26 protein-coding genes and 2 tRNA genes are annotated in these 26,012 nt (G+C 74.7%); 13 read left to right on the top strand and 15 right to left on the bottom strand.

What is annotated here, in order from left to right:
* Positions 1-70 precede the first annotated feature (70 nt).
* The 5 genes from ACRYR2_RS18355 to ACRYR2_RS18335 all read right to left on the bottom strand — a co-directional run bounded on the left by ACRYR2_RS18355 (position 71) and on the right by ACRYR2_RS18335 (position 5,315).
* Entirely contained in the window at positions 71-1,426 is a 1,356-nt protein-coding gene (locus tag ACRYR2_RS18355; RefSeq protein ID WP_432564340.1) for an acetyl-CoA carboxylase biotin carboxylase subunit, read from the bottom strand.
* Positions 1,427-1,429: 3 nt separating this feature from the next.
* Positions 1,430-1,999, bottom strand: a complete 570-nt coding sequence (gene accB / locus ACRYR2_RS18350; RefSeq protein WP_432564339.1) for an acetyl-CoA carboxylase biotin carboxyl carrier protein — start codon at positions 1,997-1,999, stop codon at positions 1,430-1,432.
* On the bottom strand, positions 1,996-3,741 hold the full coding sequence (locus ACRYR2_RS18345; protein WP_432564338.1) for an acetyl-CoA carboxylase carboxyltransferase subunit alpha: 1,746 nt from the start codon (positions 3,739-3,741) through the stop codon (positions 1,996-1,998). The genes accB and ACRYR2_RS18345 overlap by 4 nt, the downstream gene beginning before the upstream one ends.
* A gap of 76 nt (positions 3,742-3,817) precedes the next feature.
* Positions 3,818-4,195 (bottom strand): TcmI family type II polyketide cyclase, encoded by a 378-nt coding sequence (locus tag ACRYR2_RS18340; protein WP_432564337.1) that lies wholly within the window; start codon positions 4,193-4,195, stop codon positions 3,818-3,820.
* A gap of 412 nt (positions 4,196-4,607) precedes the next feature.
* Positions 4,608-5,315, bottom strand: a complete 708-nt coding sequence (locus ACRYR2_RS18335; RefSeq protein ID WP_432564336.1) for a helix-turn-helix domain-containing protein — start codon at positions 5,313-5,315, stop codon at positions 4,608-4,610.
* Between the two features lie 317 nt (positions 5,316-5,632).
* Here ACRYR2_RS18335 and ACRYR2_RS18330 point away from each other — a divergent pair, with 317 nt between their 5' ends.
* Positions 5,633-6,643, top strand: coding sequence for an ACP S-malonyltransferase (locus tag ACRYR2_RS18330; RefSeq protein WP_432564335.1), 1,011 nt, complete (start codon positions 5,633-5,635; stop codon positions 6,641-6,643).
* A 70-nt stretch (positions 6,644-6,713) separates the two neighbouring features.
* Here ACRYR2_RS18330 and ACRYR2_RS18325 read toward each other — a convergent pair whose 3' ends face one another.
* The gene (locus ACRYR2_RS18325) at positions 6,714-7,379 is read right to left on the bottom strand and encodes a hypothetical protein (protein ID WP_432564334.1); all 666 of its coding nucleotides are present in this window, start codon (positions 7,377-7,379) and stop codon (positions 6,714-6,716) included.
* Positions 7,380-7,995: 616 nt separating this feature from the next.
* Here ACRYR2_RS18325 and ACRYR2_RS18320 point away from each other — a divergent pair.
* From ACRYR2_RS18320 to ACRYR2_RS18300, 5 genes are all read left to right on the top strand, one after another.
* Complete coding sequence (locus ACRYR2_RS18320; protein WP_432564333.1) at positions 7,996-9,324, top strand: PucR family transcriptional regulator; 1,329 nt, start codon at positions 7,996-7,998, stop codon at positions 9,322-9,324.
* A gap of 145 nt (positions 9,325-9,469) precedes the next feature.
* Positions 9,470-10,444, top strand: coding sequence for an ACP S-malonyltransferase (locus tag ACRYR2_RS18315; protein ID WP_432564332.1), 975 nt, complete (start codon positions 9,470-9,472; stop codon positions 10,442-10,444).
* Positions 10,441-11,493, top strand: a complete 1,053-nt coding sequence (locus ACRYR2_RS18310) for a beta-ketoacyl-ACP synthase III (protein ID WP_432564331.1) — start codon at positions 10,441-10,443, stop codon at positions 11,491-11,493. The genes ACRYR2_RS18315 and ACRYR2_RS18310 overlap by 4 nt, the downstream gene beginning before the upstream one ends.
* An 83-nt stretch (positions 11,494-11,576) precedes the next feature.
* Positions 11,577-11,822, top strand: a complete 246-nt coding sequence (locus ACRYR2_RS18305; protein WP_432564330.1) for an acyl carrier protein — start codon at positions 11,577-11,579, stop codon at positions 11,820-11,822.
* A gap of 88 nt (positions 11,823-11,910) precedes the next feature.
* Positions 11,911-13,182 (top strand): beta-ketoacyl-[acyl-carrier-protein] synthase family protein, encoded by a 1,272-nt coding sequence (locus tag ACRYR2_RS18300; protein WP_432564329.1) that lies wholly within the window; start codon positions 11,911-11,913, stop codon positions 13,180-13,182.
* 124 nt (positions 13,183-13,306) lie between these two features.
* Here the strand turns inward: ACRYR2_RS18300 and ACRYR2_RS18295 are convergent, their stop codons facing one another.
* Complete coding sequence (locus ACRYR2_RS18295; protein WP_432564328.1) at positions 13,307-13,813, bottom strand: DUF3145 domain-containing protein; 507 nt, start codon at positions 13,811-13,813, stop codon at positions 13,307-13,309.
* Between the two features lie 251 nt (positions 13,814-14,064).
* On the opposite strand from ACRYR2_RS18295, the gene ACRYR2_RS18290 reads away from it, so the two are divergent.
* The 6 genes from ACRYR2_RS18290 (at position 14,065) to ACRYR2_RS18265 (ending at position 17,636) form a co-directional block, all read left to right on the top strand.
* The gene (locus ACRYR2_RS18290) at positions 14,065-14,490 is read left to right on the top strand and encodes a hypothetical protein (RefSeq protein ID WP_432564327.1); all 426 of its coding nucleotides are present in this window, start codon (positions 14,065-14,067) and stop codon (positions 14,488-14,490) included.
* Positions 14,491-14,623: 133 nt separating this feature from the next.
* On the top strand, positions 14,624-15,226 hold the full coding sequence (locus ACRYR2_RS18285) for a hypothetical protein (protein WP_432564377.1): 603 nt from the start codon (positions 14,624-14,626) through the stop codon (positions 15,224-15,226).
* A 207-nt stretch (positions 15,227-15,433) separates the two neighbouring features.
* Positions 15,434-16,726 (top strand): threonine ammonia-lyase IlvA, encoded by a 1,293-nt coding sequence (gene ilvA, locus ACRYR2_RS18280; RefSeq protein ID WP_432564326.1) that lies wholly within the window; start codon positions 15,434-15,436, stop codon positions 16,724-16,726.
* Positions 16,727-16,799: 73 nt separating this feature from the next.
* Positions 16,800-17,060 carry a thioredoxin domain-containing protein gene (locus tag ACRYR2_RS18275; protein WP_432564325.1) on the top strand — a complete coding sequence of 87 codons (261 nt, stop codon included), beginning with the start codon at positions 16,800-16,802 and terminating at the stop codon, positions 17,058-17,060.
* Positions 17,061-17,172: 112 nt separating this feature from the next.
* The gene (locus tag ACRYR2_RS18270; protein WP_432564324.1) at positions 17,173-17,382 is read left to right on the top strand and encodes a hypothetical protein; all 210 of its coding nucleotides are present in this window, start codon (positions 17,173-17,175) and stop codon (positions 17,380-17,382) included.
* An 83-nt stretch (positions 17,383-17,465) separates the two neighbouring features.
* Complete coding sequence (locus ACRYR2_RS18265) at positions 17,466-17,636, top strand: hypothetical protein (protein ID WP_432564323.1); 171 nt, start codon at positions 17,466-17,468, stop codon at positions 17,634-17,636.
* 12 nt (positions 17,637-17,648) lie between these two features.
* Here ACRYR2_RS18265 and ACRYR2_RS18260 read toward each other — a convergent pair whose 3' ends face one another.
* The 8 genes from ACRYR2_RS18260 to dnaG all read right to left on the bottom strand — a co-directional run bounded on the left by ACRYR2_RS18260 (position 17,649) and on the right by dnaG (position 24,375).
* A complete protein-coding gene (locus tag ACRYR2_RS18260) occupies positions 17,649-18,671 on the bottom strand; it encodes an iron-containing redox enzyme family protein (protein WP_432564322.1) in 1,023 nt (340 codons plus the stop codon).
* Complete coding sequence (locus tag ACRYR2_RS18255; RefSeq protein WP_432564321.1) at positions 18,668-18,877, bottom strand: CDGSH iron-sulfur domain-containing protein; 210 nt, start codon at positions 18,875-18,877, stop codon at positions 18,668-18,670. Before ACRYR2_RS18255 ends, ACRYR2_RS18260 begins: the two co-directional genes overlap by 4 nt.
* Positions 18,867-19,583, bottom strand: coding sequence for a HemK2/MTQ2 family protein methyltransferase (locus ACRYR2_RS18250; RefSeq protein ID WP_432564320.1), 717 nt, complete (start codon positions 19,581-19,583; stop codon positions 18,867-18,869). The genes ACRYR2_RS18255 and ACRYR2_RS18250 overlap by 11 nt, the downstream gene beginning before the upstream one ends.
* A gap of 75 nt (positions 19,584-19,658) precedes the next feature.
* Positions 19,659-19,732: transfer RNA gene (locus ACRYR2_RS18245), tRNA-Ile, on the bottom strand.
* 58 nt (positions 19,733-19,790) lie between these two features.
* Positions 19,791-20,876 (bottom strand): class I SAM-dependent methyltransferase, encoded by a 1,086-nt coding sequence (locus tag ACRYR2_RS18240; RefSeq protein WP_432564319.1) that lies wholly within the window; start codon positions 20,874-20,876, stop codon positions 19,791-19,793.
* 47 nt (positions 20,877-20,923) lie between these two features.
* Complete coding sequence (locus tag ACRYR2_RS18235; RefSeq protein WP_432564318.1) at positions 20,924-22,114, bottom strand: class I SAM-dependent methyltransferase; 1,191 nt, start codon at positions 22,112-22,114, stop codon at positions 20,924-20,926.
* A 161-nt stretch (positions 22,115-22,275) separates the two neighbouring features.
* Positions 22,276-22,348 (bottom strand) — tRNA-Asn (locus ACRYR2_RS18230).
* 149 nt (positions 22,349-22,497) lie between these two features.
* Positions 22,498-24,375: a DNA primase gene (gene dnaG / locus ACRYR2_RS18225; RefSeq protein ID WP_432564317.1), complete on the bottom strand. Its 1,878-nt coding sequence runs from the start codon at positions 24,373-24,375 to the stop codon at positions 22,498-22,500.
* Positions 24,376-24,427: 52 nt separating this feature from the next.
* Here dnaG and ACRYR2_RS18220 point away from each other — a divergent pair, with 52 nt between their 5' ends.
* Positions 24,428-25,738: an O-acetylhomoserine aminocarboxypropyltransferase/cysteine synthase family protein gene (locus ACRYR2_RS18220; RefSeq protein WP_432564316.1), complete on the top strand. Its 1,311-nt coding sequence runs from the start codon at positions 24,428-24,430 to the stop codon at positions 25,736-25,738.
* Positions 25,739-26,012 lie beyond the last annotated feature (274 nt).

Genomic DNA, 26,012 nt, shown 5'->3' with positions numbered 1-26,012 from the left:
GATTCCCCCGAGCAGTTCCAGGTGCGGATTCCTCCGAGCACCTCCTTCGACCGGTCGCCCCGAGACGTCCTCAGGCGCTGAGCGCAGCGCTGGTCTCGAGGAAACCCGTGTGGTGCGCACCGGCCCGGAACACCGGGTCGGCCAGGACCTGCAGGTGCAGGTCCCTGGTCGTGGCGACCCCCGGCCCGTCGATGCGCAGTTCCGCCAGCGCGGTGCGCATCCGGGCCAGAGCCTGCTCCCGGTCGGCGCCCCACGCGATGAGCTTGGCGACCAGGGAGTCGTAGTGGGGGCTGATCCGGGCCCCCGCGGTGTAGCCGGTGTCCACCCGGATCCCCGGGCCGCCGGGCAGGTCGAACACCTCGAGCAGACCCGGCGCCGGGGCGAAACCCCGGGTGGGGTCCTCGGCGTTCAGCCGGCACTCGATCGCCGCCCCCTCCAGCCGCACGTCGGCCTGGGTGAAACCCAGCGGTTCGCCGGCCGCGACGCGGATCTGCTCGCGCACCAGGTCCAGGCCCGTCACCACCTCGGTGACCGGGTGCTCGACCTGGATGCGGCAGTTCACCTCCATGAAGGAGAACCGGCCCTGCTGGTCGAGGAGGAACTCGAAGGTGCCGACCCCGGTGTAGCCGACGGCCTGCGCCGCGCGGACGGCGGCGGCCCCGATCTCCTCGCGCTGCGCGGGGCTCAGCCCGGCGGCGGGGGCCTCCTCGACGAGCTTCTGGTGGCGACGCTGCACCGAGCAGTCGCGTTCACCCAGGTGGACCCCGGCGCCGTGCTCGTCCAGCAGCACCTGGACCTCGATGTGGCGGGCCCGGTCCAGGTAGCGCTCGACGTAGACGGTGCTGTCGCGGAACACGGTGTGCGCGGTCCGCCGGGTCTCGGCGTACGCCCGGCGGAACTGCGCCGGGTCGCGCACGACCGTGATGCCCCGGCCGCCGCCGCCGGCGGCCGCCTTGATGACCACCGGGTACCCGATGTCGTCGGCGATCGCGGCGCCCTCCTCCGCGGTGGCGACCGGTTCGACGACACCGGGCAGCAGCGGAAGTCCCGCCGCGGCCATCTCCGAGCGGGCGGTGGCCTTGTTGCCCAGCCGGGCCATCACCTCCGGGCGCGGGCCGATGAACGTCAGGCCCACGTCCGCGCAGACCTGCGCGAAGTCGGGGTCCTCCGACAGGAACCCGTAGCCGGGGTGGACGGCGTCGGCGCCGGTCTGCAGCGCCGCCTCCACGACGTTCGGGATGTTGAGGTAGCTGAACCGGGCCGGGGCCGGGCCGACGTTGACGGCCTGGTCGGCCAGCCGGACCACCGGGGAGTCCGCGTCGGACGCCGAGTGGATCGCGACGACCTCGATGCCCAGGCTGCGGCACGCGCGCGCCACCCGCAGGGCGATCTCGCCCCGGTTGGCGATGAGGACCTTGGAGAACACCTCTCACCCCACCCCGGGGGTCGCGGGCGCGACGCGCAGCAGCGGCTGGTCGAACTCCACCGGCTCCCCGTTCCCCGCCAGGACCTCGACCACCGTCCCTGAGACGTCGACGGTGATGTGGTTCATGAGTTTCATCGCCTCGACGATCCCCACCGTCTGCCCGGCCGCGACGGTGTCGCCCACCGCGACGAACGGCGGTTCCCCCGGCGAGGCCGCGGTGTAGAAGGTCCCCACCAGCGGTGCGCGCACCGTGTGCGTTCCCGCCTCCGGGCCCGCCGTCTCCTCGGCCACCGGGGCGCCGGGGACGACGGGCACCGCCGCGGCGGCCACGACGGGCCCGAGCGGTACGACGGTCTCCCGGCTGTGCCAGTCCACCTCCACGCGCGCCGACCCGGACTCGACCACGAGGCGCTGCAGGGGACCCGGCAACGACCGGGACAACGACAGCGCGTGGTCGGCGAGTTCGTGCACGGTGGCGGGGGCGCCCTCGTGGCCGGGGACGGCCGGCGGGACGGCGCCGTTCGTCGCCGGCGCGCCGTTGGGGTGCGCGTTCTGCACGGGTTCGACGTTCACAGCGCTCCCCCCCTCGCCCGGGCCGAACCCGCCGACCGCAGTCGCAGGCTGCGCCGGCGCACCAGTTCCTCGGGATCCAGCGCGCACAGTTCCTCCAGGGCCTCGGTCACCGCGTGCCCCACCAGGGCCGCGGCCTGCAGCGGATCGGTGTGCGCGCCACCGTCGGGTTCGGGGACGATCCGGTCGGCGATGCCCAGGCGGAGCAGGTCCGGTGCCGTCAGTCGCAACGCCCGGGCGGCCTGCGCGGCGGCCTGCGCGTCGCGCCACAGGATCGCGGCGCACCCCTCGGGGCTGATCACGGAGAAGAACGTGTTCTCCAGCATCAGCATCCGGTCTCCCGTGGCCAGGGCCAGCGCCCCACCCGAACCCCCCTCGCCGGTGACGACGCTGACGACCGGGACCCGCAACCGGCTCGAGCGGGCGATGGCCCGCGCGATGGCGATGGACTGACCACGTTCCTCGGCCGCCACCCCGGGGTAGGCGCCGGGGGTGTCGACGAAGGTGACGACGGGCAGCCCGCACCGTTCGGCGTGCTCGAGCAGTCGCAGGGCCTTGCGGAAACCCTCCGGGTGCGGCATGCCGAAGTTCCGGGCGACCAGTTCACGGGTGTCGTGCCCCTTCTGGTGCCCGATGACGACGACGCTGCGCTCCCCGATCCGCGCCACCCCCGCCACGACCGCCCGGTCGTCGCCGTGGGCGCGGTCGCCGTGCAGTTCCACGAAGTCGTCGAAGGCCAGTTCGAGGTAGTCCAGCGTGGTGGGCCGGTCGGGGTGCCGGGCCGCGCGGACCACGTCCCAGGGGTCGGGGGTCGCGGTCCCGCCGGGCACGGGTTCCCCGGAGACGGGGATCGGACCGGAGAACTCCGCGGTGGCTGCGGTGGTGCTCGTGCGCTGGGCCGGCAGCCGGCCCGGACCCGCTCCGGCGGGCGCATCGGCCGGGCGGTGCAACCGCAGGAGGCGGGCCAGCAACGGGCGCAGGCCGTCGCGCGGTTCCACGCGGTCCACCAGCCCGTGCGCCAGGAGTTGCCCGGCGAGCTGGAAGTCGGCCGGCAACGGTTGCGGAACGGTCTGCTGGATGACCCGCCGGCCCGCGAAACCGACCGCCGCACCGGTTTCCGCGATCAGGACCTGCCCCAGCGAGGCGAAGGAGGCGGTGACCCCGCCGAACGTGGGATCGGTCAGCAGGACCACCGACAGCAGACCCGCCTCGTCGAGGAGGGCCATCGCCTGGCTCGTCCGGGCCATCTGCACCAGCGACAGCGCACCCTCCTGCATGCGGGCACCGCCGGAGGCGGTGACCACCACCAGGGGCAGCCGACGGCGCACGGCCTCCTCCGCGGCCGTCACGACGGCCTCGCCCGTGGCACTGCCCATGCTGCCGCCCAGGAAGCGGAAGTCCATCACCACCAGGACCAGGGGTTCGCCCTCGATGCGGGCGGTGCCCAGGACCGTGGCCTCCTGCTCCCCGGTGGCGCGGCGTGCCCGCTCGAGCCGTTCGCTGTAGGCCACGGTGTCCGTGAAACCCAGCGGGTCGTGCGGGGAGGGTTCGGGGGTCAGTTCGGCGAAGCTGTCCGGGTCGGTCAACTGGGTGATCCGGGCTCGCGCCGACAACCGCTGGTGGTGCCCGCACTCGTGGCACACCTCCAGTTCGCGCACGAGCCGGGGCAGGTACAGCGGCCGGCCGCAGCCGGTGCACTTGACCCACCCGGTGGCGGCGGTGGGCGGGGTCGTCGTCGTGGTCATCGTCGTTCTCCTTCACGCTGCTGACCGGAGCCCTGCTCTGGACCGCGGTCGTGCCCACGGTCTCCGCGGACGTCGTTCACCGTTCGGGACGCCAGGTGTAGAAGCGGCGGGCGGAGGCGTCGGCGGGCGAGCGCCACGTCGACAGGTAGGGCGAGATGTAGGGCTGGAGTTCGCGGCTGATCTGCGCGAACCCGGGTTCCCGGGCCGCGTTCCCCATGGCCTGCTCGGCGCTGCGGTCGAACTCCACGAGGTGCACGTACAGGTCACCCAGGCTGTAGAGGCTGCGTTCGGTGACCCCGAGCGCGTGGGGCAGGTCCGTGGCGTCCGACTCGGCGAAGATGCGGGCCACCTCCGGCTCGGCGCCGGGCGCGATCTTCGCCACGATCAGGTTGCGGCTGACCGCACGGTCGAGCGGTCCGGTCGTCCCGGGCAGGTGTTGCGGTGCCGACGTCATGGAGGCTCCTCGTGAGGACGTGACCGTCCTCCGGCACGCGCAGGCGCCGGGGCGGGCGGTGTTCGGGCCGGCCGCGACCGCGGTCCCGGAACTGGCGAGGAAGAGCGGGGACCGGGCGGGGCCTGGACGGGTGACGGGTGCGTGGCACCGTCGGGCGGAACTCCGTGACCGAGAGCACCGTGCGGTTCCGGTCGGTCCACGGCCGAGCAGGACCGAGCCTGTCCTCAGCCCGCTCCGGGGTCAACGCCGCGGGCGGGCTTCCGGCACCGCGTGTCATGACCGTGCCAGGCGGTGGTGCCGGAACTGCCAGCGACGCGGCGGTGGGCTGGGCAGCACCCGGCATCCGGATGCGCCACCGCCCCGCCCAGTTCCCCGCCCAGTTCCCCGCCCGGTCCTCCGCCCACGCCCGTGCTCACGCCCCGCCCGCTCCGGTCTCCCCGGCCCGCGGTCCCGGTTCCTGCTCCCAGTGCTCGTCCAGCAGTCCCCAGCCCACCGCGCGCAGCAGCGCCTCGGTGCGGCTGCGCGCGCCGAGCCGGCGGTAGAGCTTGGCCAGCAGCCGGTACATCTCCCGCTCGGAGTAGGACGCCGACCGGGCCAGCGCCGCCACGGTGCCGCCCTGCCCCAGCACCCGCAGCCACTCGCGCTCCTGGGCGGTGAACTCCGGCCCTCCACCGGTCTCCTCGGGCGGTTCGGCCAGTGCCGACAGCACGTGCTCGGGGACGAGGACCCGGCCGGCCGCGGCCGACAGCACCACCTCGACGGCGACCTCGAGTTCGGCGTCGGGGTCCAGCACGCCGAGGGCACCGGACCGCACGGCGGTGGCGAAGCTGTTGCGCCCGGCACCCGGTGTGAGGTGCACGAGGGCGACCCGGCCCGGGGCCGGGAGCGCCTGCAGCGACGACCGGACCCTGCCGGCGACCGCCTCGGGCACGATGACCACCGTCGGGCCGGGCTGCTCCTTCTCGAGCAGCGGCAGCAGTTCGGCGGTGTCGGTGCGCACGACGCGGTCGGCGCCGGCGGCCTGCAGCGCGTGGGTCAGGCCGTGGCCGTAGACCTCCGGCACACCGGCCAGGACGACCAGCGGTGTGGTGGATGCCGGGGCCGCGCCGGGGCCGGTCACGAGAGGCCCCGCTCGGATGCGACCGGTCGGGAGGGTGGGCGGCCGATGTGCACTGTGCACCTGCTTCCTTGGCGTGCTTCTCCGCGCGCGGGCGCGCGCCTGGGCGGGCCGCTCGGCTGGAGGCTGGGTGGCTCCAGCGTGGCGGACGGCGACGTTCGGCCGCAGGACCTTTCGGGACAGATCACTGCCGGGTGCTGGCAGACAGGTGGTGACCAGCTGCGAGGTGCCTTGCCCGCACCCCCGGCCGCCGGGGAGCCTCCACCCCGCCACCGGGCAGCCGCCCGGGCGCCGCGATCCCACCGCCGGAGGCCACTCCCGTGACGCAGCCCGTGACCCAGCCCGTGCCCCAGCCCGTGACCCAGCCCGGTGCGACGGGGCCGGAACCAGCCCTGGATCCGGGCACCAGCGTGCTGCTGGCTCCGGGACAGGGGGCGCAGCGCCCGGGACAGCTCACGCCCTGGCTGGACCTGCCCGGCGCCTCCCGTCGCCTGGAGCAGTGGTCGCAGGCCGCCGGCCTCGACCTCGTCGCGGCGGGGACGCAGTGGCCGGCCGAGCGGATCCTGCCGACGGAGGTCGCCCAGCCGCTGCTGGTCGCGACGTCCCTGCTGGTGGGGCGCGAACTGCTGCACCGCACCGGCGGCAACACGCCGGGCTTCCTGGCCGGGCACAGCGTCGGGGAGTGGACCGCCGCCGCCCTGGCCGGGGTGCTCGACGACGTGACGACCCTGCGGCTGGTCGCGGCCCGCGGACGGGCGATGGCGGCCTGCTGCGGTGACGACGGCGCCGGTGGCCGCTCGGGCATGGCGGTCGTGCTGGGCGGCGATCCGGCGGAGGTGCAGGCCGCGGTCGCGCGCGCCGGTCTGCTGCCGGCCAACCACAACGGCGCCGGGCAGCTCGTGGTCGGTGGACCGGTCGAGGCCCTCGACGCGCTCGTGCAGGACCCCCCGCGGGGATCGGCCGTCCGCCGGCTGCCCGTGGCGGGCGCGTTCCACACCCCGGCCATGGCCGGTGCGGTCGACGCCCTGCGGGCGGCCACCGCAGGTGTCGTCCCGGCGGACCCGAGGCGGCCGTTGCTGTCCAACGCCGACGGCGCCGTCGTCTCCAGCGGGACGGAGGTGCTGCGCCGGCTGGTGCTCCAGGTCGCCGCGCCGGTGCGCTGGGACCTGTGCACGGCGACCCTGGGCCGGGCCGGGACGGGGACGTTCGTCGAGCTTCCGCCGGCCGGGGCGCTCAGCGGCATGGCTCGCCGGGCGCACCCGGGTGCCCGGTTGCTCGGACTGCGCGAGCCCGGCGACCTGGGGACCGCCGCCGAGCTGCTGGGACGCTGAGGACCCGGCCGGGCGGGACGAGGTGGTCCCCGAGCCGGTGCTCATCGCCGCCCCCGTCCGGCCCGGCTCCTCAGACCGCGAGCAACCCGGCGCGCTGGGCGACCAGCAGGGCCTCGGTGCGGTTGGCCGCACCCAGCCGCTGGTAGGCACGGTTGAGCAGCCGGTACATCTCGCGTTCGGAGTAGGAGCTGCGCAGGGCCAGCTCGGCCACGGACACCCCGCGGGCCAGCTGCCGCAGCCAGTTGCGCTCCTCGGCCGGGACGTCCGGGGTGCGGACACCCGCCAGCGGCATCACGAGGGCTCGCGCCACCGGCGCCGACAGGACGGTGCCCCCGCGGGCGGCGGCCGACAGCACCGCGATCAGCTCGGCCAGCGGCGCGCCGGAGTGGGTCACCGCGCGGGCCCCGGCCCGCAGGGCCGCCATGTGCTGGGCGGGACTGGGGTCCTCCAGCAGCACGGCCGGCACGACCCGCGCCTCGCCGATGCGCCGGGGGAACGGCGAGGCGGAGCGCATCGTCTCCAGGGAGGTCAGGACGACGAAGGTGCCGGTCTCCTCGGCGAGCCGGGTCGGCAGGTCCGCGAGGTCGCGCAGCCGTTCTCCGCGCATGCCGTGCTGCTGCACGGCGGCGCTGATCCCGTGCGCGGCGACCGGTCGCACGTCGCACAGCAGCACGGTCACCCCGGTGGACGGGGCGGGGGCGGAGGCGCGGGCGTGGGGAACCACGGTCGCGGACACGCGCGGGGTCGGTGGGGTGACGAGGTCGGGGACGACGGCGGTACCGCTGCGCCGGCCGGCCTGGACGTGGGGGTTCCACCCACCCGCTGTCAGGACCGACGAGGAAGGAGATCGATGGACAGAGGACATGTCGCGCACCACCCAGCAGCGTTCCGGCATGGACACGAGGGGGCGGGCTTGCAGTGTTGCGACGTTTCCTCCAACCACCGCATCGCTGCGGCGCCCCCACCCGGCTGGAGAACGTGACGCTCACCTTGAAGTAGCTGTGAGTGCCGTGTCAACCACTCGAACAACCTTGCAGGCATTCCGTTCCGCAATTGGCCCATAAGAGCCCGCGATCATCGACGCGTTGTTCTGCACGCATTTGCGGAGCGTGACATGTGCTCTCTCTCAACCGGATCCGCGCCGAGTTTCGGGAACCCCCCACCGCCGGGTGCGCGTCGAGCCGGCGCCGGCCCGCAAACTTCCACACACAGCAACCAAATGATTACAGTCACCGATTGATCACTCACTGCAATTGCATTGACGCGCCGATCGAGCGGGCAGGACCGGCGCGACGCCGCGCCGACCCTCGGCCGGCTCACCCCCGACGACCGTCGGCCGTACGCTCGCCACCGTGTCCGCCGACAACCCCGCACCGTCCGCGGACGAGGCCGCCCTCCCCGCCGTCCCCCCGGCCGACCCCACCGGCGAGGAGGACACCGGGGTGCAGGGCGAGGTCGCGCTCGCGGCCGGTCCCGCGGTCTCCCGGGAGACGGTCAAGCGCCTGGAGGCGGCCGCCGGCACGTTCTCCTCGGCCATCACCGCGCGGATGGACACCGGACTGCCCTGGTACTCCTCCCTGCCGCCCGACGAGCGGTCGTGGGTGGGCCTGGTGGCGCAGGCCGGGTTCACCGACTTCGTCCGCTGGCTGACCGACCCCGCCCACGACGTGCGCGCCGCGACCGGCGTCTTCGGCACCGCCCCCCGCGAGCTCATGCGCTCGGTCACCCTGCAGCAGACCGTGGAACTCGTGCGCACGGCCATCACGGTCGTGGAGGAGGGCCTGGACGCCGTCGTCGGGGACGGGGAGGACGGCGGCCCCGACGAGCAGCTGCGCGCCCGGCTGGCGCTGCTGCGCTACTCCCGCGAGGTCGCCTTCGCCGCGGCCGCCGTCTACGCCCGCGCCGCCGAGGCCCGCGGCGCCTGGGACGCCCGCCTCGAGGCCCTGGTCGTCGACGCGGTCCTGCGCGGTGACGGCGAGGACACCATCGCCTCCCGCGCCGCCGCGCTGGGCTGGGCGCTGGACGCCGCGACGACCGTCGTCATCGGCCCCTCCAGCGAGCAGCCGACGGTGGGAGCGGTGGCACGCGTGCGGTCCCTGGCCCAGGAGGCCGGCGGCGAGGCGCTCGTCGGCGTCCAGGGCGACCGGCTGGTCGTCGTCCTGTCCGGCGTCCTCGACCCCGTCGCGACCGCCGAGCGCCTGGCCCGCAGCGAGTTCGGCCCAGGTCCGGTCGTCGTGGGACCGACCGTGGACAGCCTGCCGGTCGCGGCCCGCTCGGCGCGCGCAGCGCTGGCCGGGGTCGTCGCCGCCCGCGCCTGGCCCGAGGCGCCGCGCCCGGTCCTGGCCGACGACCTGCTGCCCGAGCGCGCGCTGAGCGGGGACGCCACGGCCCGCCGCGCGCTCGTCGACCGCGCCTACGTCCCGCTCCTCGAGGCCGGCGGGGCGCTGCTGGAGACCCTGACGGCCTACCTCGCGCACGGCGGGTCGCTCGAGGCGTGCGCACGCTCGCTGTACGTCCACGCCAACACCGTCCGCTACCGGCTGCGCCGGGTCGCCGAGGTGTGCGCGTGGACGCCCACCGCGCCGCGGGAGCGCTTCGTGCTGCAGACGGCACTCGCCCTGGGCCGGTTGTCGCAGGTGGGAGGCGGTTCCCGCAGTGACGGACCGAGCACGGGTCGCTGAACCGGTTCTACGCACAGTCCAGCTATCGTCACGGTCAGCGACCGGGGCCGGACGAGGCCGCTTGGAGGATCCCTACAAGACTCGCGCGTGAACTCGGTTCGCGTCGTGACCGCCCCGGCGGGCACCGGAGAGGCAGGCTGAACCGGTGCTCGTCTTCGTCTTCCCCGGCCAGGGTTCGCAGGCCCCCGGCTTCCTCGCACCCTGGCTCGAACTGCCGGGCGTCGCGGACCGGTTGCGGTGGGCCTCGGCCGTCGTCGGCGACGACCTCGTGGCGCACGGCACCGTCTCCGACGCCGGCACCCTGCGCGACACCGCCGTCGCCCAGCCGCTCATCGTCGCCGCCGGACTCCTGGGCCTGCGCGAGCTGTTCGCCTCCCCCGCCGAGCTCGCCGGCGTCGCGTCCGTGGTCGCCGGTCACTCCGTCGGTGAGCTCACCGCCGCCGCCGCCGCGGGCGCGCTGACCCCCGAGCAGGCCCTCGTGCTGGTCCGCGAACGCGGCCGCGGGATGGCTGCGGCCGCCGCCGTGCGGCCCACCGGGATGAGCGCCGTCCTGGGCGGCGACCCCGACGAGGTCACCGCCCGCCTGGGCGAGCTCGGCCTGACCCCCGCCAACGCCAACGGCGGCGGGCAGACCGTCGCCGCCGGCACCCTGGAGGCGCTGGAGGCGTTGAAGGAGAACCCGCCGGCCAAGGCCCGGGTCATCCCGCTGCAGGTCGCCGGCGCCTTCCACACCGAGCACATGGCCCCGGCCGTCGGCGCGCTCGAGCAGCTCGCCGCCGGCATCGACGCGGGCACCGCACGCGTGCCGATCGCCGCGAACGCCGACGGTGAGCTCGTCACCGACGGCGCGCAGTTCCTGGCGCGGCTCGTCGCCCAGGTCAGCCGGCCCGTCCGCTGGGACCTGGTCACCGAGACGTTCGCCCGTCTCGGCGTCACGGGCCTGATCGAGGTGCCGCCGGCCGGCACCCTGGCCAACCTGGCCAAGCGGGCGCTGAAGGGCGTGGAGGTCCTCGCCCTGAAGACGCCGGACGACCTGGACAAGGCCCGCGCCATGATCGCCGAGCACGGCGGCGCGGCGCACACCGCCGACCCCGACCTCGCGACGGAGGCCTCCCTGTGACCACGCTCAAGAGCGCCCCGATCCGCGAGGCCCGCATCCTCGGCGTCGGCGCCCACCGCCCGCCGCGCGTCATCGACAACGAGGAGGTGTGCACCTGGATCGACTCCTCCGACGAGTGGATCCAGCAGCGCACCGGCATCAGGACCCGCCGCTGGGCCGCGCCCGACGTCTCGGTCGTCGACATGAGCGAGGACGCCGGCGCCAAGGCGCTGGCCGCGGCCGGCCTGACCGGCTCCGACGTCGACGCGGTGATCCTGGCGACCGTCTCCTACCCGTTCCAGACGCCCGCGGCGGCGGCCGTCGTGGCCCACCGCCTCGGCGCGACCCCCGCGGCGGCGTTCGACGTCTCCGCCGGCTGCGCCGGGTTCTGCCACGGCGTCGCCCTGGCCGGGGACCTGGTCCGCGCCGGGACGGCCCGCAACGTGCTCGTCGTGGGCGCGGAGAAGCTGTCCGACTTCACCGACCAGCACGACCGCTCCACGGCGTTCCTGTTCGCCGACGGCGCCGGCGCCGTCGTGGTCGGCGCCTCCGACGAACCGGGCATCGGCCCCACCGTCTGGGGTTCGGACGGCGGCCAGTCCGAGCTCATCAAGTCGAAGTTCTCCTGGCTGGAACTGCGCCAGGACTCCACCGTGAACTCCGGGGGGAACCCCTCGGGGAACCCCGACGCGCTGGCCACCGAGGCCGCGAGGTGGCCCTTCCTCGAGCAGCAGGGCCAGTCGGTGTTCCGCTGGGCGGTGTGGCAGATGGCCCCCGTCGCCCAGGCCGCCATGGACGCCGCCGGCGTGACCGCCGAGGACATCGACGTGTTCGTCGCCCACCAGGCCAACGCGCGGATCATCGACGCGATGGTCAAGCAGCTGAAGCTGCCCGAGAGCGTCCACGTCGCCCGCGACATCGTCGACATGGGCAACACGTCCGCGGCCTCGGTGCCGCTGGCGATGGAACGCGCGATGGCCGACGGGGACGCCCCCTCGGGCGGCCTCGCACTGCTGATCGGTTACGGCGCAGGACTTTCCTACGCCGCCCAGGTCGTCCGGCTCCCGTAGCCGGATGTTCACTCCCGACCGCGCACCCGCGGTCGGGTCGTTCCGGCGTCCCCGCGGGCGCCGACCAGATGGAGGAGCAACGCATGGCCAGTGAGCAGGAGATCCTCAGCGGTCTCGCCGAGATCGTGAACGAGGAGACGGGCCTGCCCACCGACAGCGTCCAGTCGGACAAGTCCTTCACCGACGACCTCGACATCGACTCGCTGTCGATGATGACGATCGTCGTGAACGCGGAGGAGAAGTTCGGCGTCCGCATCCCCGACGAGGACGTCAAGAACCTGCGCACCGTGGGCGACGCCGTCGCCTACATCTCGCAGGCGCAGGGCTGATCAGCACGACCGGCCGGCCCGCGTCCGCGGGCCGGCCACCCGCACCGACACCGTTCGCCGTCAGAGCTTCAGGAGGAGCTGACCGACCATGACCACGACCCCGTCGACCTCGTCGAGTTCGTCGCGCCGCGTCGTCGTCACCGGGCTGGGCGCCACGACACCGCTCGGCGGCGACGTCCGCACCAGCTGGGAGGCCGCGCTCGCCGGCCGTTCCGGTGCCCGCCCGATCAGCGACCCGTGGATCGAGGAGTTCGAGCTCCCCGTGACCTTCGCCGCCCAGGCCGCCGTGCGCGCCGACAGCGTGCTCGAGCGTCGCGAGATCAAGCGCCTGGACCCGTCCCAGCAGTTCGCGGTCATCGCGGCCCGCGAGGCCTGGGCCGACGCCGGCTCCCCCGAGGTGGACCCGCTGCGGCTGGGATCGGTCGTCGCGACCGGCATCGGCGGCATCTGGACGCTGCTGACGGCCTACGACACCCTCAAGGCCAAGGGCGCCCGCCGCGTCCTGCCGCTGACGGTGCCGATGCTCATGGCCAACGGCCCGACGGCCGCGATCAGCATCGAGTTCACCGCCCGCGCCGGCGCGCACACCCCCGTCAGCGCGTGCGCCTCGGGCGCCGAGGCCATCGCCTACGGCGTGGACATGATCCGCACCGGCCGCGCCGACATCGTCATCTGCGGTGGCACCGAAGCGGCGATCCACCCGCTGCCCATCGCCTCGTTCACCTCGATGCACGCCATGTCCCGGCGCAACGAGGACCCCGAGCGCGCCTCCCGCCCCTTCGACACCGGCCGCGACGGCTTCGTCCTGGGTGAGGGCGCCGGGATCCTGGTCCTGGAGTCCGAGGAGCACGCCACCGCCCGCGGTGCGCGCATCCACGCCGAGGTCCTGGGCACCGGACTGTCGGCCGACGCCTACCACGTCGCCGCTCCCGAACCGGAGGGCGCCGGGGTCAGCCGGGCGATCCTGGACGGCCTGGCGCAGGCGGGTGTGAGCCCGGCCGACATCGTCCACGTCAACGCGCACGCGACCTCGACCCCGGTCGGGGACGTCGCCGAGGACAAGGGCCTGCGGCTGGCCCTGGGTGACGCCGTCGACGGCATCGCGGTGTCGGCGACCAAGTCGATGACCGGGCACCTGCTCGGCGCAGCCGGCGCGGTGGAGAGCATCTTCACGATCCTCGCCCTGCGCGACCGGATGGCCCCGCCGACCATCAACGTCGACGACCTCGACCCCGAGGTCAGCCTCGACGTGGTCCGCAAGGACCCGCGTCCGCTGCCGGCGCAGGGCCGCCTCATCGGCCTGAACAACGCCTTCGGCTTCGGCGGCCACAACGTCAGCGCGGTCTTCGCCGCGTACTGACCTGCGGGATCCACCCCGCGCTCGAGGTCCGGCGCTGCGCGCCGGCTCCGTCAGCCCCTGCGGTCGAGGACTCGACGACGCTTCGAGTCCTCGACCGCAGGGGCTGACCCCTCGATCGCCGGGGTCAGCCGACCTGGTTCAGCCAGCGCACGGGGGTGTCGTCGCCGGCGTGGCGGAAGGCCTCGAGCTCGCAGTCCCAGGCCTCGCCGACGGCCAGCGCGAGGGCGCGCCGCGCGGCGCCCGCCTCACCGTTGGCCAGCAGCGCCATCGCTGCGTGGACGCGGTCCTCGGGGACCTGGACGTTGCCGTGGACGTCGGTGACGGCGTGGAAGATCCCCAGCGTGGGGGTGTGGCTCCAGCGGCCGCCGTCGCAGCCCGGGGACGGTTCCTCGGTCACCTCGAAGCGCAGGTGCGCCCAGCCGCGCAGTGCGGAGGCCAGCAGGGCACCGCTGCCCTGCGGCGCCTGCCAGGAGACCTCGGCCCGCAGGCAGCCCTGAGCGACCGGCTGGCTCGTCCAGTCGAAGGACGTGCGCACACCGAGGACACCGCCGGCTGCCCACTCGATGTGCGGGACGAGCGCTCGCGGTGCGGAGTGCACGAAGAGCACGCCGCGGGTCGTCGCACCGGACATGCCGTTGTCTCCTTCTGCGTCGGTGTGAGGAACGTCTTCCCCTACGACCTCACGTCACACAGAAGCGACTGGCTGTGGCGTTTCAACTACTAGGCGTGTTGCTTCGTACCCGGTCATCATGCCTCACCGATCACCGTGCGGACCACCGCCCCCACACTTCCTCCACGAGCCGCGGACGACTCAGGCCGGCACCCGTCCGTGCCGATGGACACCCCGACCGCCCCGTACCCGCCCGCTCCGAGGAGATCCGCGTGGACGACCAGCTCGACCGGCCCGCGCCCCGCGCCGCCGCAGGTGAGATCTCCGAGGTCATCCGCCCGGCCGCGATCGTCCCGGAGGAGGCGGCCCGCGACGTCCTCGTGGAGCTGGCCCTGCGGGACGTGCAGAACGGCGGGGTCTGGCAGGCCGGCCCCTCGCTGTGGAGCCGCTACGACCGCCCGTGGAACGGCCCGGAGAACGCCGCCGGCGCCGAGCTCATCGGCCGCATCCACGTCGCCTACGGCACCCCGACCAAGTACGAGATCACCATCTACCGCGTGACGGTCACGCTCTTCGGCAGCCAGCTCGGCTGGAGCGTGGAGTCGTTGTGCGACGAGGCGCTCGGCCACGGCGGCCTGCGCCTGCAGGACTGCCCGCGCGCCACCCTGGCCGCTCCGCCGCCGCCCTTCCGCGGCTGACACCCGCTCCGAGGGCGCCGGTCCCCCGCGCCGTCGGGGCCCCCGGAGCCGATTCGTCGGGGTCGGAGCCCGGTGACACCATCGTCGGGTGCCAGATCCCGCACAGCCCTCCCGCCGCCACCACCGCCCCGCCATGCCCGGCGACGACGCGATCGTCGCCATCGCCGGCGGGGTCGACCCCTCGGCCGTCCAGGAGGCGGCGCACGCCGCGGCCAGCGCCCTGGTCCACGGCGCCCGCAGCGCCCGGGACGCCGAGGTGACCCGGCGCGTCGTCCGCCTCGCGCAGGACGAAGGGCTGGAGGTCATCGCCGAGCTGTGGGCCGACGCGCCCGCCGACTCCCTGGCCGGCGCCCTGTGGCGGCTGTACGTCCTGCGCACCTGGGTGCTGCGCCAGCCCGTGGCGGTCTCCCGCCAGTACGCCGAGGGCCGTCGGCACGCACCCGTGCTCGAGGTCGTCGCCGGGGTCGCCGACCCCCCCGGCCCCGAGGAGGTCGTCGCCGTCGTCGACGCCGTGCTGACCGGCGTGGCCGAGGGGGACTTCGCGGTGACGCTGGAGCGGGCGGCCGCCTTCTGCCGCATCCTGGCCGTCGGCCGCGCCCACCACGCCGACGCCCTCGTGCCCCCCACCGAGGAGGACGCCGCGACCACGCTGACCCGGTCGGCCGCCCGGCTGCTGCGCACGGCCGAACAGCTCGAGCACGTCGCCACGCGCTGGCGAGCCGGCGAACTCGGCTGATCCGGGACACGGCGAGGGTTGGCACCCGAAGCCGTCTCGTTACAATGGGAGGGCGTCGGGCCGCGGTAGCCCCGGGTCCCAAGTGAAGCCGCTACGAGCGGCGATGCGCCGTGAGGCGCTTCCCGGTCCGGCGCACCTTCCTCCCCCCGCCCGCCGGAGTGCACCCCCGTTGGCCACGGCCCGGGTGGCACGGGCAGGATCCTCCCCATGTCGCTCGACGCCGTGCCCACCGCGCTGACCACCGTGCTGCCCACCGCCGCGGACGTCGAGGCCGCGGCCCAGCGGCTGTCCCCGGTGGTGACCCGCACGCCGCTGAGCACCAACGCCCGCTGGTCGGCGATCACCGAGGCGCACGTGCGGGTCAAGCGCGAGGACCTGCAGGTCGTGCGCTCCTACAAGCTGCGCGGGGCCTACAACCTCGTCGCCCAGCTCACCGGCGAGCAGCGCGAGCGGGGCGTCGTGACCGCCAGCGCCGGCAACCACGCGCAGGGACTGGCCTACGCGTGCGCGGCCCTGCGGGTGCGCGGACGCATCTACGTGCCGCGCACGACACCGCGCCAGAAGCGGGACCGCATCGCGGCCCTCGGCCAGGAGTTCGTCGAGACCATCGTGCTCGGCGACACCTACGACGACTCGGCCGCGGCAGCGGCCACCGACGCCGAACGCACCGGCGCGACGATGGTCCCGGCCTTCGACGACGTCCGGACGCTGACGGGTCAGGGGACGGTCGCCGTGGAGGTCTTCGCCCAGCTCGCCGACCTCGGGGAGGCCCCGCCGGACGTCCTGGTGGTCCCCGTCGGCGGCGGTGGGCTGCTGGCCGGTGTGCTGACCTGGGTGCGTGAACGGCACCCGCACGTGCGCGTGGTCGGCGTCGAACCCGAGGGGGCGCAGTCCATGGCGGCGGCCCTGAAGTCCGGTGGGCCGGTCAAGCTGGACGACCTCGACACGTTCGTCGACGGCGCCTCGGTGCGCCGCGTCGGCGACGTGACGCACGCCGTCGTCGCCGGGCACGACGTCGAACTCGTCGCCGTGCCCGAGGGGGCGATCTGCGTCGAGATGCTCGCGATGTACCAGACCGACGGCATCATCGCCGAACCCGCCGGTGCCCTGGCCACGGCCGCGCTGGCCGGTGCGGTGCAGGTCGAGCGCGGGCAGAGCGTCGTGGCCGTCGTCTCCGGCGGCAACAACGACGTCAGCCGCTACGCCGAGATCATCGAGCGCGCCCTGGTCCACGAGGGGCGCAAGCACTACTTCCTGGTCGACTTCCCGCAGGAACCCGGTGCCCTGCGGCGGTTCCTCGACGAGGTGCTCGGCCCGGACGACGACATCACGCTGTTCGAGTACGTCAAGCGCAGCAACCGCGAGTTCGGGCCGGCGCTGGTGGGCATCGAGATCCCCGGCCCGGAGGACCTGCCCGGACTGCTGGCGCGGATGGCCGCCGCTCCCCCCACGTTCGAGCGGATCTCGGCGGCCGAACCGCTCTACCGCTACCTGCTCTGAGCCCCCCGGCGGCTGCCCGCCGGGCGAGGGCGTCGCCCGGGAAGCCGCCGGCCGCCCACGGCGTTGCCCCACCGTGGTCCTCGAGCTGTTCACCTCCGCCTTCTGCGCCCCCTGCCGCGCGGCCCGCGCCGTCGTCGCCGAGGCGGGCCGGCTGGTGCCGCAGGCCCGCGTCGAGGAGGTCGACGTCGCCGACCAGACCGAACGGGCGGCGGCGGCCGGCGTGCTGAGCACCCCCACCGTCGTGGTGCGCACCGCCGCCGGCGCCGAGGTCTTCCGCGCCACGGGGGCGCCGACCCTGCCGCAGGTGCTGGCGGCCATGGGCCGGGCCCTGTGAGCGACCGGGGGTCACCCGATCAGCGGCTGTCGTCACACCGCCCGCAGCCCGAACTCCTGGAGGACACCAGCTGACGTCCGTGTCGCACGGCACCGAGAGGTACTCCAGAACCATGGCTGCACGCTTCAACCCGGCCCCCGGCTGGCCGGCCGCCCCCGACGGGTGGCTGCCGCCCGCCGGCTGGCGCCCCGACCCGTCCTGGCCGGCTGCACCGGCGGGCTGGCCGATCGTCGTGCACGCCACGACGCCCGTGCCGCCCCGGAGGATCCACACGCCCCGCGGACGGGTCCTGCAGCTGCTGCGCGCTCGAGCCGCCCACTAGCGAGAGCGCACCGCCGGGGACGCTCCGGCGTCCCCGCGCGTTGGACCGGTAACCGACCCCCTCACCTGCCCCAGGAGCCGACCGTGCCCTTCCGCTTCCGCCGCACCAGACGCCTCGGCCGCGGGTTCGACGCGCACCTGAGCGAACGCGGGGCGAGCGTGTCCAAGCGCTTCGGCCGGCTGACCGTCTCCAGCAACGGCCGGGTCCACGTGCGGTTGTTCAAGGGGTTCTCGTGGGGGAAGAAGCTCTGGTGAGCCCGGGCCGGTTCAGCCCACCGGTTCCAGCTCCCGCACCAGCGCCGACTCCCCCGCGGCCCACGCGGCCATGAGGCGTCCCCCCAGCCGCTCGTCCAGGTGGGTGGCGGCCTGCATGCCGAACACCACGTCGGCGGCCATCGCGGGGTCCTGCTCCACCAGCGGCGCGATGATGCCGTGCCGCACGACCTGCTCGTGGACGGCGTCGGCCTCCACGTGCTCGGCGTAGAACCCGATCGTCGCCGGCCCCAGGCCCAGTCGCTGGGCGGCCGCGACCAGTCGCGCCGAACCGGGTGAGGACGTGAGTTCCACGACGGCGAACTGCCCGACGAGCGCGCCCCGCAGGGAGCGGTGCAGGCCGGCCATGGACATGAAGTTCACCTCGGCCAGGACCTCCGCGGGAGCGTGGTCGAGGTAGGCACCGTACTCGTCGCTGAGCCCGAGTTCGAGCATCATGTCGCCGAACAACCTGGCGTGCATGGCTTCCCCACGGCCGGCGCCGTACTCGTCGTGCTCGACCGAGACGAGCGCCGCCTTGGCCGCTCCCTCCAGCCGCGGGATCACCCACGCCTGCGGATCGGCCTCCTTGAGGTGGTAGGCCGAACGCATCGCGATGTACTCGCGGAACTGCCAGAGCTCACCACGGCGCCGCAGGTGGTGCGACAGGCCCGCCTCCCCCGGAACCTCGGTGATCAGCGACGTCACCTCGGCGGCGACGTCGTCGCCACCGGGGACGGCCGCCCGCAACGCCGGGAGGAACACCGACTCCAGCTCCCGCCGGAAGGCGAGCAGTTCCGGCGCCCACTCGAGGTCGTCCCCGACACCGGCGAAACCCCGGTAGTGCAGCTCGTAGCAGACGTACAGGGCCAGCTGCAGGTCGGCGCCGAAGGGGTCGGCGCCGGCGACCTCCCGCGCCAGGGGCAGGTCCGCGCCCGGCTCGCGCAGGTACCGCAGCACCGCGGCGCTGAGGGGACCGCGGGCCTGCGGCAGGACGGGCGCCGCACGGCGCACGGGGCTGGTGACGGAGGTGGTCACGACGTCTCCTCGGACTTCTTCGGTCGGCGGGTGCGGTGACTGGTGTCGCAGATGGGGTAGCGGGCGCTGCGCCCGCACACGCACACGGCGGTCACGGGACGCTGCGAGCTGACGCGCCGGCCGTCGGGCAGGTCGATGTCGACCGGGCCCTCCACCAGCAGGGGCCCGTCGGTGACGACGACACGGTGCGGCCGGTCAGGCGACATCCTCGAAGCCTCCCTCGCGCGCGTCCTGCAGGTCCGATCCCCGCACGTCGATCGTGCGCGACGGCGCGACGGCCTCGACCACCACGAGCTCCTCGTGCGTCTGCCCGGGCTCCAGCAGCCCCCGGGAGCGCAGCATCTCCGCGCGCCCCCGCATGACCGGGCCGAACGGCTCGTCGGCCCGGGCCACGACCTCCGCCTCGAAACCCTGCCGGCGCAGGCCGTCCAGCGTCTGCTCCTCCCCCGCCAGGGCGGAGTGGACCATGAGCAGCCGCCCGCCGGGAGCCAGGACGGCGGGGACGCCTTCGAGGATGCGGTCGATGACCGCGCGGCCGTCACGTCCACCGTCCCAGGAGCGGCCGGGCCGGTGCCGCGGCAGGACCTCCGTCTCGGCCGGGACGTACGGCGGGTTGGCGAGCACGACGTCGAAGGTCCGGCCCCGCACCGGGGCGAACAGGTCGCCGCGCAGCACCTGCAGCGGTGCCCGGTGCAGCATCCCGTTGAGCCGGGCGGACAGGACCGCGCGCAGCGACAGGTCGACGGCCGTGACCGTGCGGGCGCCCGCCCGCACCGCCGCCAGGGCCAGCGCCCCTCCTCCGGTGCCCACGTCCAGCACGCGGTGGCCGACGACGGTTCCCCGGCGGGTCAACGTCTCGGCCAGCAGGGACGTGTCTCCCTGCGCCCGGTACGTCCCGGGCAGTCTCAGCATCACTCCTCGATCCTGCTCGGTGATCGAGGATCGCGCACGATGACACGACGACCTCCGGCGGACCGGGCCGCGGGGTGGGGCGGGTGGGGCTCGAACCCACGACCGAGGAATTATGAGTTCCCTGCTCTGACCGGCTGAGCTACCGCCCCGGGCGCGGGCCGGCACCGGCCCACCCCGGGAGCGTACCGAGTTGCCCGGGCGCCCGGGTCACGGCTCCAGCAGCGTGAACCGGAAGAACGCGAAACCCTCGACCGGCAGCTGCGTCACCCTCGAGAAGCCCGCCTCGTGGGCGTAGCCGGCCAGGGTCGCCGGGCGCATGACGGTGCCGGTGGCGGCCGAGCCCTCGTGCGTCATCGAGTCGGGCAGGCAGCACAGGATGCTGAAGCCGTGCATCAGCCGCTCGAGGAGGTCACCGGGCGGTGCGGGCACGTCGCCGACGGCCTCGTCGACGACGAGCACGGCCCCTCCCGGCGCCAGGGCCCGGCGCGCCGACTCCAGCACCGCCACCGGGTACGGCAGGTCGTGCACGCACTCGAACGCGGTCACGAGGTCGAACGTGCCCGCGTCCGGCAACGCGGCGGCGTCGGCCAGCCGGACCTCGACCCGGTCGGCCAGCCCGGCCTGCTCGACGTTGCGCCCGCCCAGCGCCACCGACGGCTCGTCGACGTCGATCCCCACCACGTGCGCCGACGGCCACCCCTCGGCCATGGCGATGGTCGACCAGGCGGCGCCGCAGCCGATGTCGGCGATCCGCGGCGTCCCGGCGAGCCGGTCGGCCAGTTCCGGGACCGACGCCATCGCCCCGGCCAGCTCCCGCTCGAACCAGGGCCGGTTCATGTCCGCCTGCGCCTGCAGGACGTCCGGGCCGAACTGCTCCCAGCTGACCCCGCCGCCGTGGCGGTAGGCGTGCAGCAGCGCCGGCACCTGGGCGGCGAACCCCACGACCTGCCGGCACATCGCGGCCGTGTACAGCAGGCTGTGCTCGTCGACCACCACCTCGGCGACCCCGGGGGCCGACCGGTACCGGCCCTCCCCCTCCTCCGTGAGCAGCCCCGTGGCCACCTGCTGCCGGCACCACTCCAGGGCGTACCGGGGCTGCGTCCCGGTCGCGGCGGCCAGTTCCTCGGCGCTGCGGGGGGCCGCGGCCAGGGACCGGTACCACCCCAGCCGGTCCCCGAGGTGGACCGAGAGCACGTCCATCATCTCCACGCAGGCGTTGCCCAGCCGCTCGGCGAGGGCGGCGGCAGGGTCCGCGCCGGCCGGCGTCGTCGCCGGCTCTGCCAGTGTGTCCATGCCCCCGCAGGATCCTCCACCCCCGGACCGCTGTCACCCCTCCCGCCTCACGGCAGCAGCAACGTGAACCCCAGCCGGGCGCACCCCTGGACCGGCAGCGGCTCGACGACGGAGAAACCCGCCTCCCCCGCGTACGTGGCCAGCGTCGCGGGGCGCATCACCGTGCCGGTGGCCGCCGAGCCCCCGGCCGTCATGGCGTCGGGCAGGCTCCCCAGCAGGCTCAGACCGTGCAGCATCCGTTCGGCGGGATCGCCCACCGGGCCGGGGACGTCGCCCACCGCCTCCTCGACGACCAGCACCGCCCCGCCCGGGGCCAGCGCCTCCCGCGCAGCCCGCAGGACCGCCACCGGGTGGGGCGTCTCGTGCACCGAATCGAACGCGGTGACCAGGTCGAAGCCGCCCACCGCACCCGGTGCGGCCGTACCGGCGAGGTCGGCGAGGCCGGAACGACGGATCTCGACGCGGCCGCGCAGCCCCGCGGCGTGGACGTTGTCGCGGGCCAGCACGACCGACAGTTCGTCCCCCTCGAACCCGACCACCTCGGCCGCCGGCCAGCCACGCGCCATCGCGATGCTGGACCACGCCGCCCTGCAGCCGATGTCCGCGATCCGGCCGGCGGAGGCGAACCGCGCGGCCAGCCGCGGTTCGGAGTTCACCGCGTCCACGAGCGCGCTCTCGAACCAGGGCCGGCGCGCCGCGGCCCGCGCCTCGCGCACGTCGGCGCCGAACTCCGCCCACCTCAGGCCCCCACCGGTCCGGTAGGCCTCGACGAGTCGCGGGACCTGCACGGCGAGCCCGGCCAGCATCCGCGCCAGCGGTGCGCTGTAGCGCAGGTGGTGCTCGTCGAGCAGGACCTCGGCGACCCCGGGAGCCAGCGCGTAGCGGCCGTCGGGACGTGACTGCAGGAAACCCGTCACGGCCTGCTGGCGACACCACTCCAGGACGTAGCGCGGCTGGCTGCCGGTGGCGTGGGCGAGCTGGGCGGGAGTGGCCGCGGCGCCGGCGAGCGCGCGGTAGAGACCCAGCCGGTCCCCCAGGTGGACCGACAGGACGTCCACCATCCCCAGTGCCGCCTCGGCCAGCCGCTCGGCCACCGCGACCACGGGATCGACCGGCGCCGCTGCGGCGGCGAGCGGTCCGGCGGCCACGGGTTCGACCGGGACGGTCCACGCGGGACCGGCCCACTCCGAGTCCCCCCACTCCAGGTCGAGGTCGGCCGGCTGGGCCAGTGCGTCCATGCCGCAGCACGATCCTCCCGAAGAGGCCACCTGTCACGAAATCCTGCAGGTGTCCGCCAGCGACCCCCGGGTGCTGCCGGGTCGGCCGGCTCGTCCCGCACGCCGGGCTCCCCGGGACGCGCGAAGGGGGCGCACCGACCGGTGCGCCCCCTTCGCGGAAGCTCCCGCAGTTGGACTCGAACCAACAACCTGCCGGTTAACAGCCGGCTGCTCTGCCAATTGAGCTATGCGGGACTACTTGACGTCCGCAGGAGGTGAACCCCCCGTGACGACGCGTCCAACGTTACCAGCCCTGCGGGCCAGTCCGTGACGCCCCCGCGCGTGGCGACGCCGTGGTGCCGCCGGGGTGCCGCCGGGGCAGCACCGGGGCAGCACCGGGGCCCTCACCCCAGTCCCTGCGCCCGTTCCTGCCAGGTCCGCCGGGCCGCCTCCAGCCGGAACAGCTCCGCCGAGGCCGCCTGGTACTCCTCGGCCTGACCGGCCGGGTCCAGTCGTTGCAGCGCCCGCCGCGCCTCGGCCACCGCGCGGGTGGCCGACTGCCCGGCCAGCGCCGCCACCAGCGACCGCCCCCAGCGCTCCAGCTCCTCCTCGCTGGTGACGGGCAGGTCGGTGGCGGCCAGCTCGTCGACGAGCGCCGCGACCGGGCCGTCGGCGTACTCCAGCACCGAGGCCAGCCACGCCGGTCCCTGCGGTGCCTCCACCGGCCCCCCGGCGGCCACGACGGCGTCGTGGACGGCGCGGTGCCCGGGCGCGCCGAACGCGTCCTGCTCGAGGGCGTCGAAGACCTCGGCGACCGCCCACGGCGCCTGCAGCACGCAGGACAGCACCTGCCGCTCCAGCTGGGCCACGGGGTCGTTCAGGTCCACCGCCGGCCGGGGGGCCGGCTGCTGCGGCGGCCTGCCCTGGTGCTGCGGGGGGTTCCCGGACGCGCGCCGCACCCGGTCCAGGACGAACCGCTCGTCGAGGAACCCCGTCCAGCGGTCCAGGTTGATCGCGTAGCGCTGCTGCAGGCCGCGGTCGCGGATCGCGCCGACGATCGGCGCGGCCGCGTCCAGCGCCGCGAGGCGGCCGTTCTCGGAGTTCAGGTCGAAGCGTTCGATGGTGGAGCGGATGGCGAACTCGAACAGCGGCACCCGGCCGTCGACCAGTTGCGCCACAGCGGTCTCCCCGGCCGACAACCGCAGGTCGCAGGGGTCCTGGCCGTTCGGGGCGACGGCCACGTAGGTCTGCGCGCTGAACCTCTGGTCCAGCTCGTAGGCCTTCATCGCGGCCTTCTGCCCGGCCGCGTCGCCGTCGAAGGTGAAGACGACCTCGGCCGAGCCGTCGGGCTCGCCCAGCATCCGCTGGACGATCCGGGCGTGCTCCTCGCCGAACGCCGTCCCGCAGGTGGCGACGGCGGTGCCGACCCCGGACAGGTGGCAGGCCATGACGTCGGTGTAGCCCTCGACCACCACGACGCGCTTGGTGCGCGAGATCTCCCGCTTGGCCAGGTCCAGGCCGTACAGCGCCTGCGACTTCTTGTAGACCGGGGTCTCCGGGGAGTTCAGGTACTTGGCCTCGATGCGGTCGTCGTCGAACAGCCGGCGCGCCCCGAAGGCCACCGTGTGCCCCGACACGTCCCGGATCGGCCACACCAACCGGCCGCGGAACCGGTCGTACAGCCCCCGCTGGCTCTGCCCGGCCAGGCCCGAGGTGACCAGTTCTTCCTCACCGAACCCTTTGGCGCGCAACTGACGCAGCAGCGCATCGCCCGTGTTGGGCGCGAAACCCACCCCGAACCGGGCGGCGTCCTCACGGCTGAACCCGCGCGCGGCCAGGAAACCGCGCGCCGTCTCGGCCGGGCCGGGGGCCTCCAGCTGGCGGCTGTAGAACTCCTCGGCGACCTTGTGCATCTCCAGCAGTCGCTGCCGCTGGCCGGCGTTGCCCGCCGGCCGCTGGGCGGCGCGGCCGCCGTCGTCGACGTAGCGCAGCTGGACGCCGGCGCGCTGGGCCAGGCGCTCCACGGCGTCGGCGAACCCGAGGCCGTCGATCTTCATGACGAACTCGATGGCGTCGCCGGACTCCCCGCAGCCGAAGCAGCGCCAGCGTCCGGTCGCGGGGCGGACCGTGAAGCTGGGGGTGCGCTCGTCGTGGAAGGGGCACAGGCCCTTGAAGGAGCCGACCCCGCCGGAGCGCAGCGCGACCTGCTCGCCGACGACCTCGTCGAGCCGGACCCGCTCCTTGACCGCGATCAGATCGTCTGGATGGATGCGTCCGGCCACGGGTGGAGTGTAGGCGGCGACCGCGGGCGCCCCGGGTGGCAGGATCGCCCCTGTGAGCAGTGCAGAGAGCAGCCCGAACGACCGCAGCTGGGGCTTCCGCACCCGCGCCGTGCACGCGGGCGCGGTCCCGGAGCCGACGACGGGCGCGCGGGCCGTCCCGATCTTCCAGACGACCAGCTTCGTCTTCGAGGACGCCGCCGACGCCGCCAACCTCTTCGCGCTGCAGAAGTACGGCAACATCTACTCGCGCATCTCCAACCCGACGGTGGCGGCCTTCGAGGAGCGGATGGCCTCCCTCGAGGGCGGCCTGGGCGCCTTGGCCTGCGCCAGCGGGCAGTCGGCGGAGTTCCTGACCTTCGCCGCCCTGGCCGGCGCCGGCGACCACGTCGTGGCCTCCAACAACCTCTACGGCGGGACGGTCACCCAGCTCGACGTGACGCTGCGCCGCTTCGGCGTCGACACCGTGTTCGTCGACCCCGAGCCCGAGACGGTGCGCGCCGCGATCACCGACAAGACCCGCTTCGTCTTCACCGAGCTGGTCGCCAACCCCTCCACCGTCATCGCCGACGTCCGCGCCCTGGCCGACGTCGCCCACGAGGCCGGCATCCCGCTGGTCGTCGACGCCACCACGGCCACGCCGTACCTGTGCCGCCCCATCGAGCACGGCGCCGACATCGTCATCCACTCGGCCACGAAGTTCCTCGGCGGCCACGGCACCACGCTGGGTGGTGTGGTGATCGACGCCGGCACCTTCCCGTGGGACAACGGCAGGTTCCCGGCGATGACCGAGCCGGTCGCCTCCTACGGCGGCCTGAGCTGGTGGGGCAACTTCGCCGAGTACGGCTTCCTGACCAAGCTGCGCAGCGAGCAGCTGCGCGACATCGGCGCGACCCTGTCGCCGCACTCGGCGTTCCTGCTGCTCATGGGTGTGGAGACGCTGCCGCAGCGGATGCGTGAGCACGTCGCCAACGCCCAGCGCGTCGCGGCCTGGCTGGAGGCCGACGAGCGGGTGTCCTGGGTCCGCTACTCCGGGCTGCCCTCGCACCCGCACCACGGGCGCGCCCGGCAGTACCTGCCCGAGGGGCCGGGCGCGGTGTTCTCGTTCGGTGTCGTCGGCGGCCGCGCGGCCGGGGAAAGGTTCATCGAGAGCTGCCAGCTGTGCTCGCACCTGGCCAACATCGGCGATGCGCGCACCCTCGTGCTGCACCCGGCCTCCACGACCCACCAGCAGCTGTCGCCGGAGCAGCTGCAGGCCGCCGGCGTCCCGGAGGACCTCATCCGCATCAGCGTGGGCCTGGAGGACGTCGAGGACGTGCTGTGGGACCTGGACCAGGCGCTGGCCACCGCCGTGAAGGGGAACTGATGACCGACCAGAACATCTCCGACGTCGGAACCGTCGCCGCACCGGAGAACCTGTCCCCGGAGAACGCCCGGGCCGCACACCGCGCGACCGGTTCGAAGGACGCCCCGGCCACGTCGGGGGGGGGGGGGGGGGGGGGGGGGGGGGCCCCCCCCCCCCCCCCCCCCCCCGCGCCCGACAGCGGGCCGGGGTGAGGGCGTCGCGGACCGAGGTCCACGACTCCAGGACGGCGCGCACGTCGTCGCGCCGCTCGTCGGCCAGCGCCTGGGCGTAGGCG

The sequence above is a fragment of the Kineococcus deserti genome (genome assembly GCF_050871945.1).
Classification (GTDB): domain Bacteria; phylum Actinomycetota; class Actinomycetes; order Actinomycetales; family Kineococcaceae; genus Kineococcus.
This window is presented reverse-complemented; position numbering and strand designations above follow the sequence as displayed.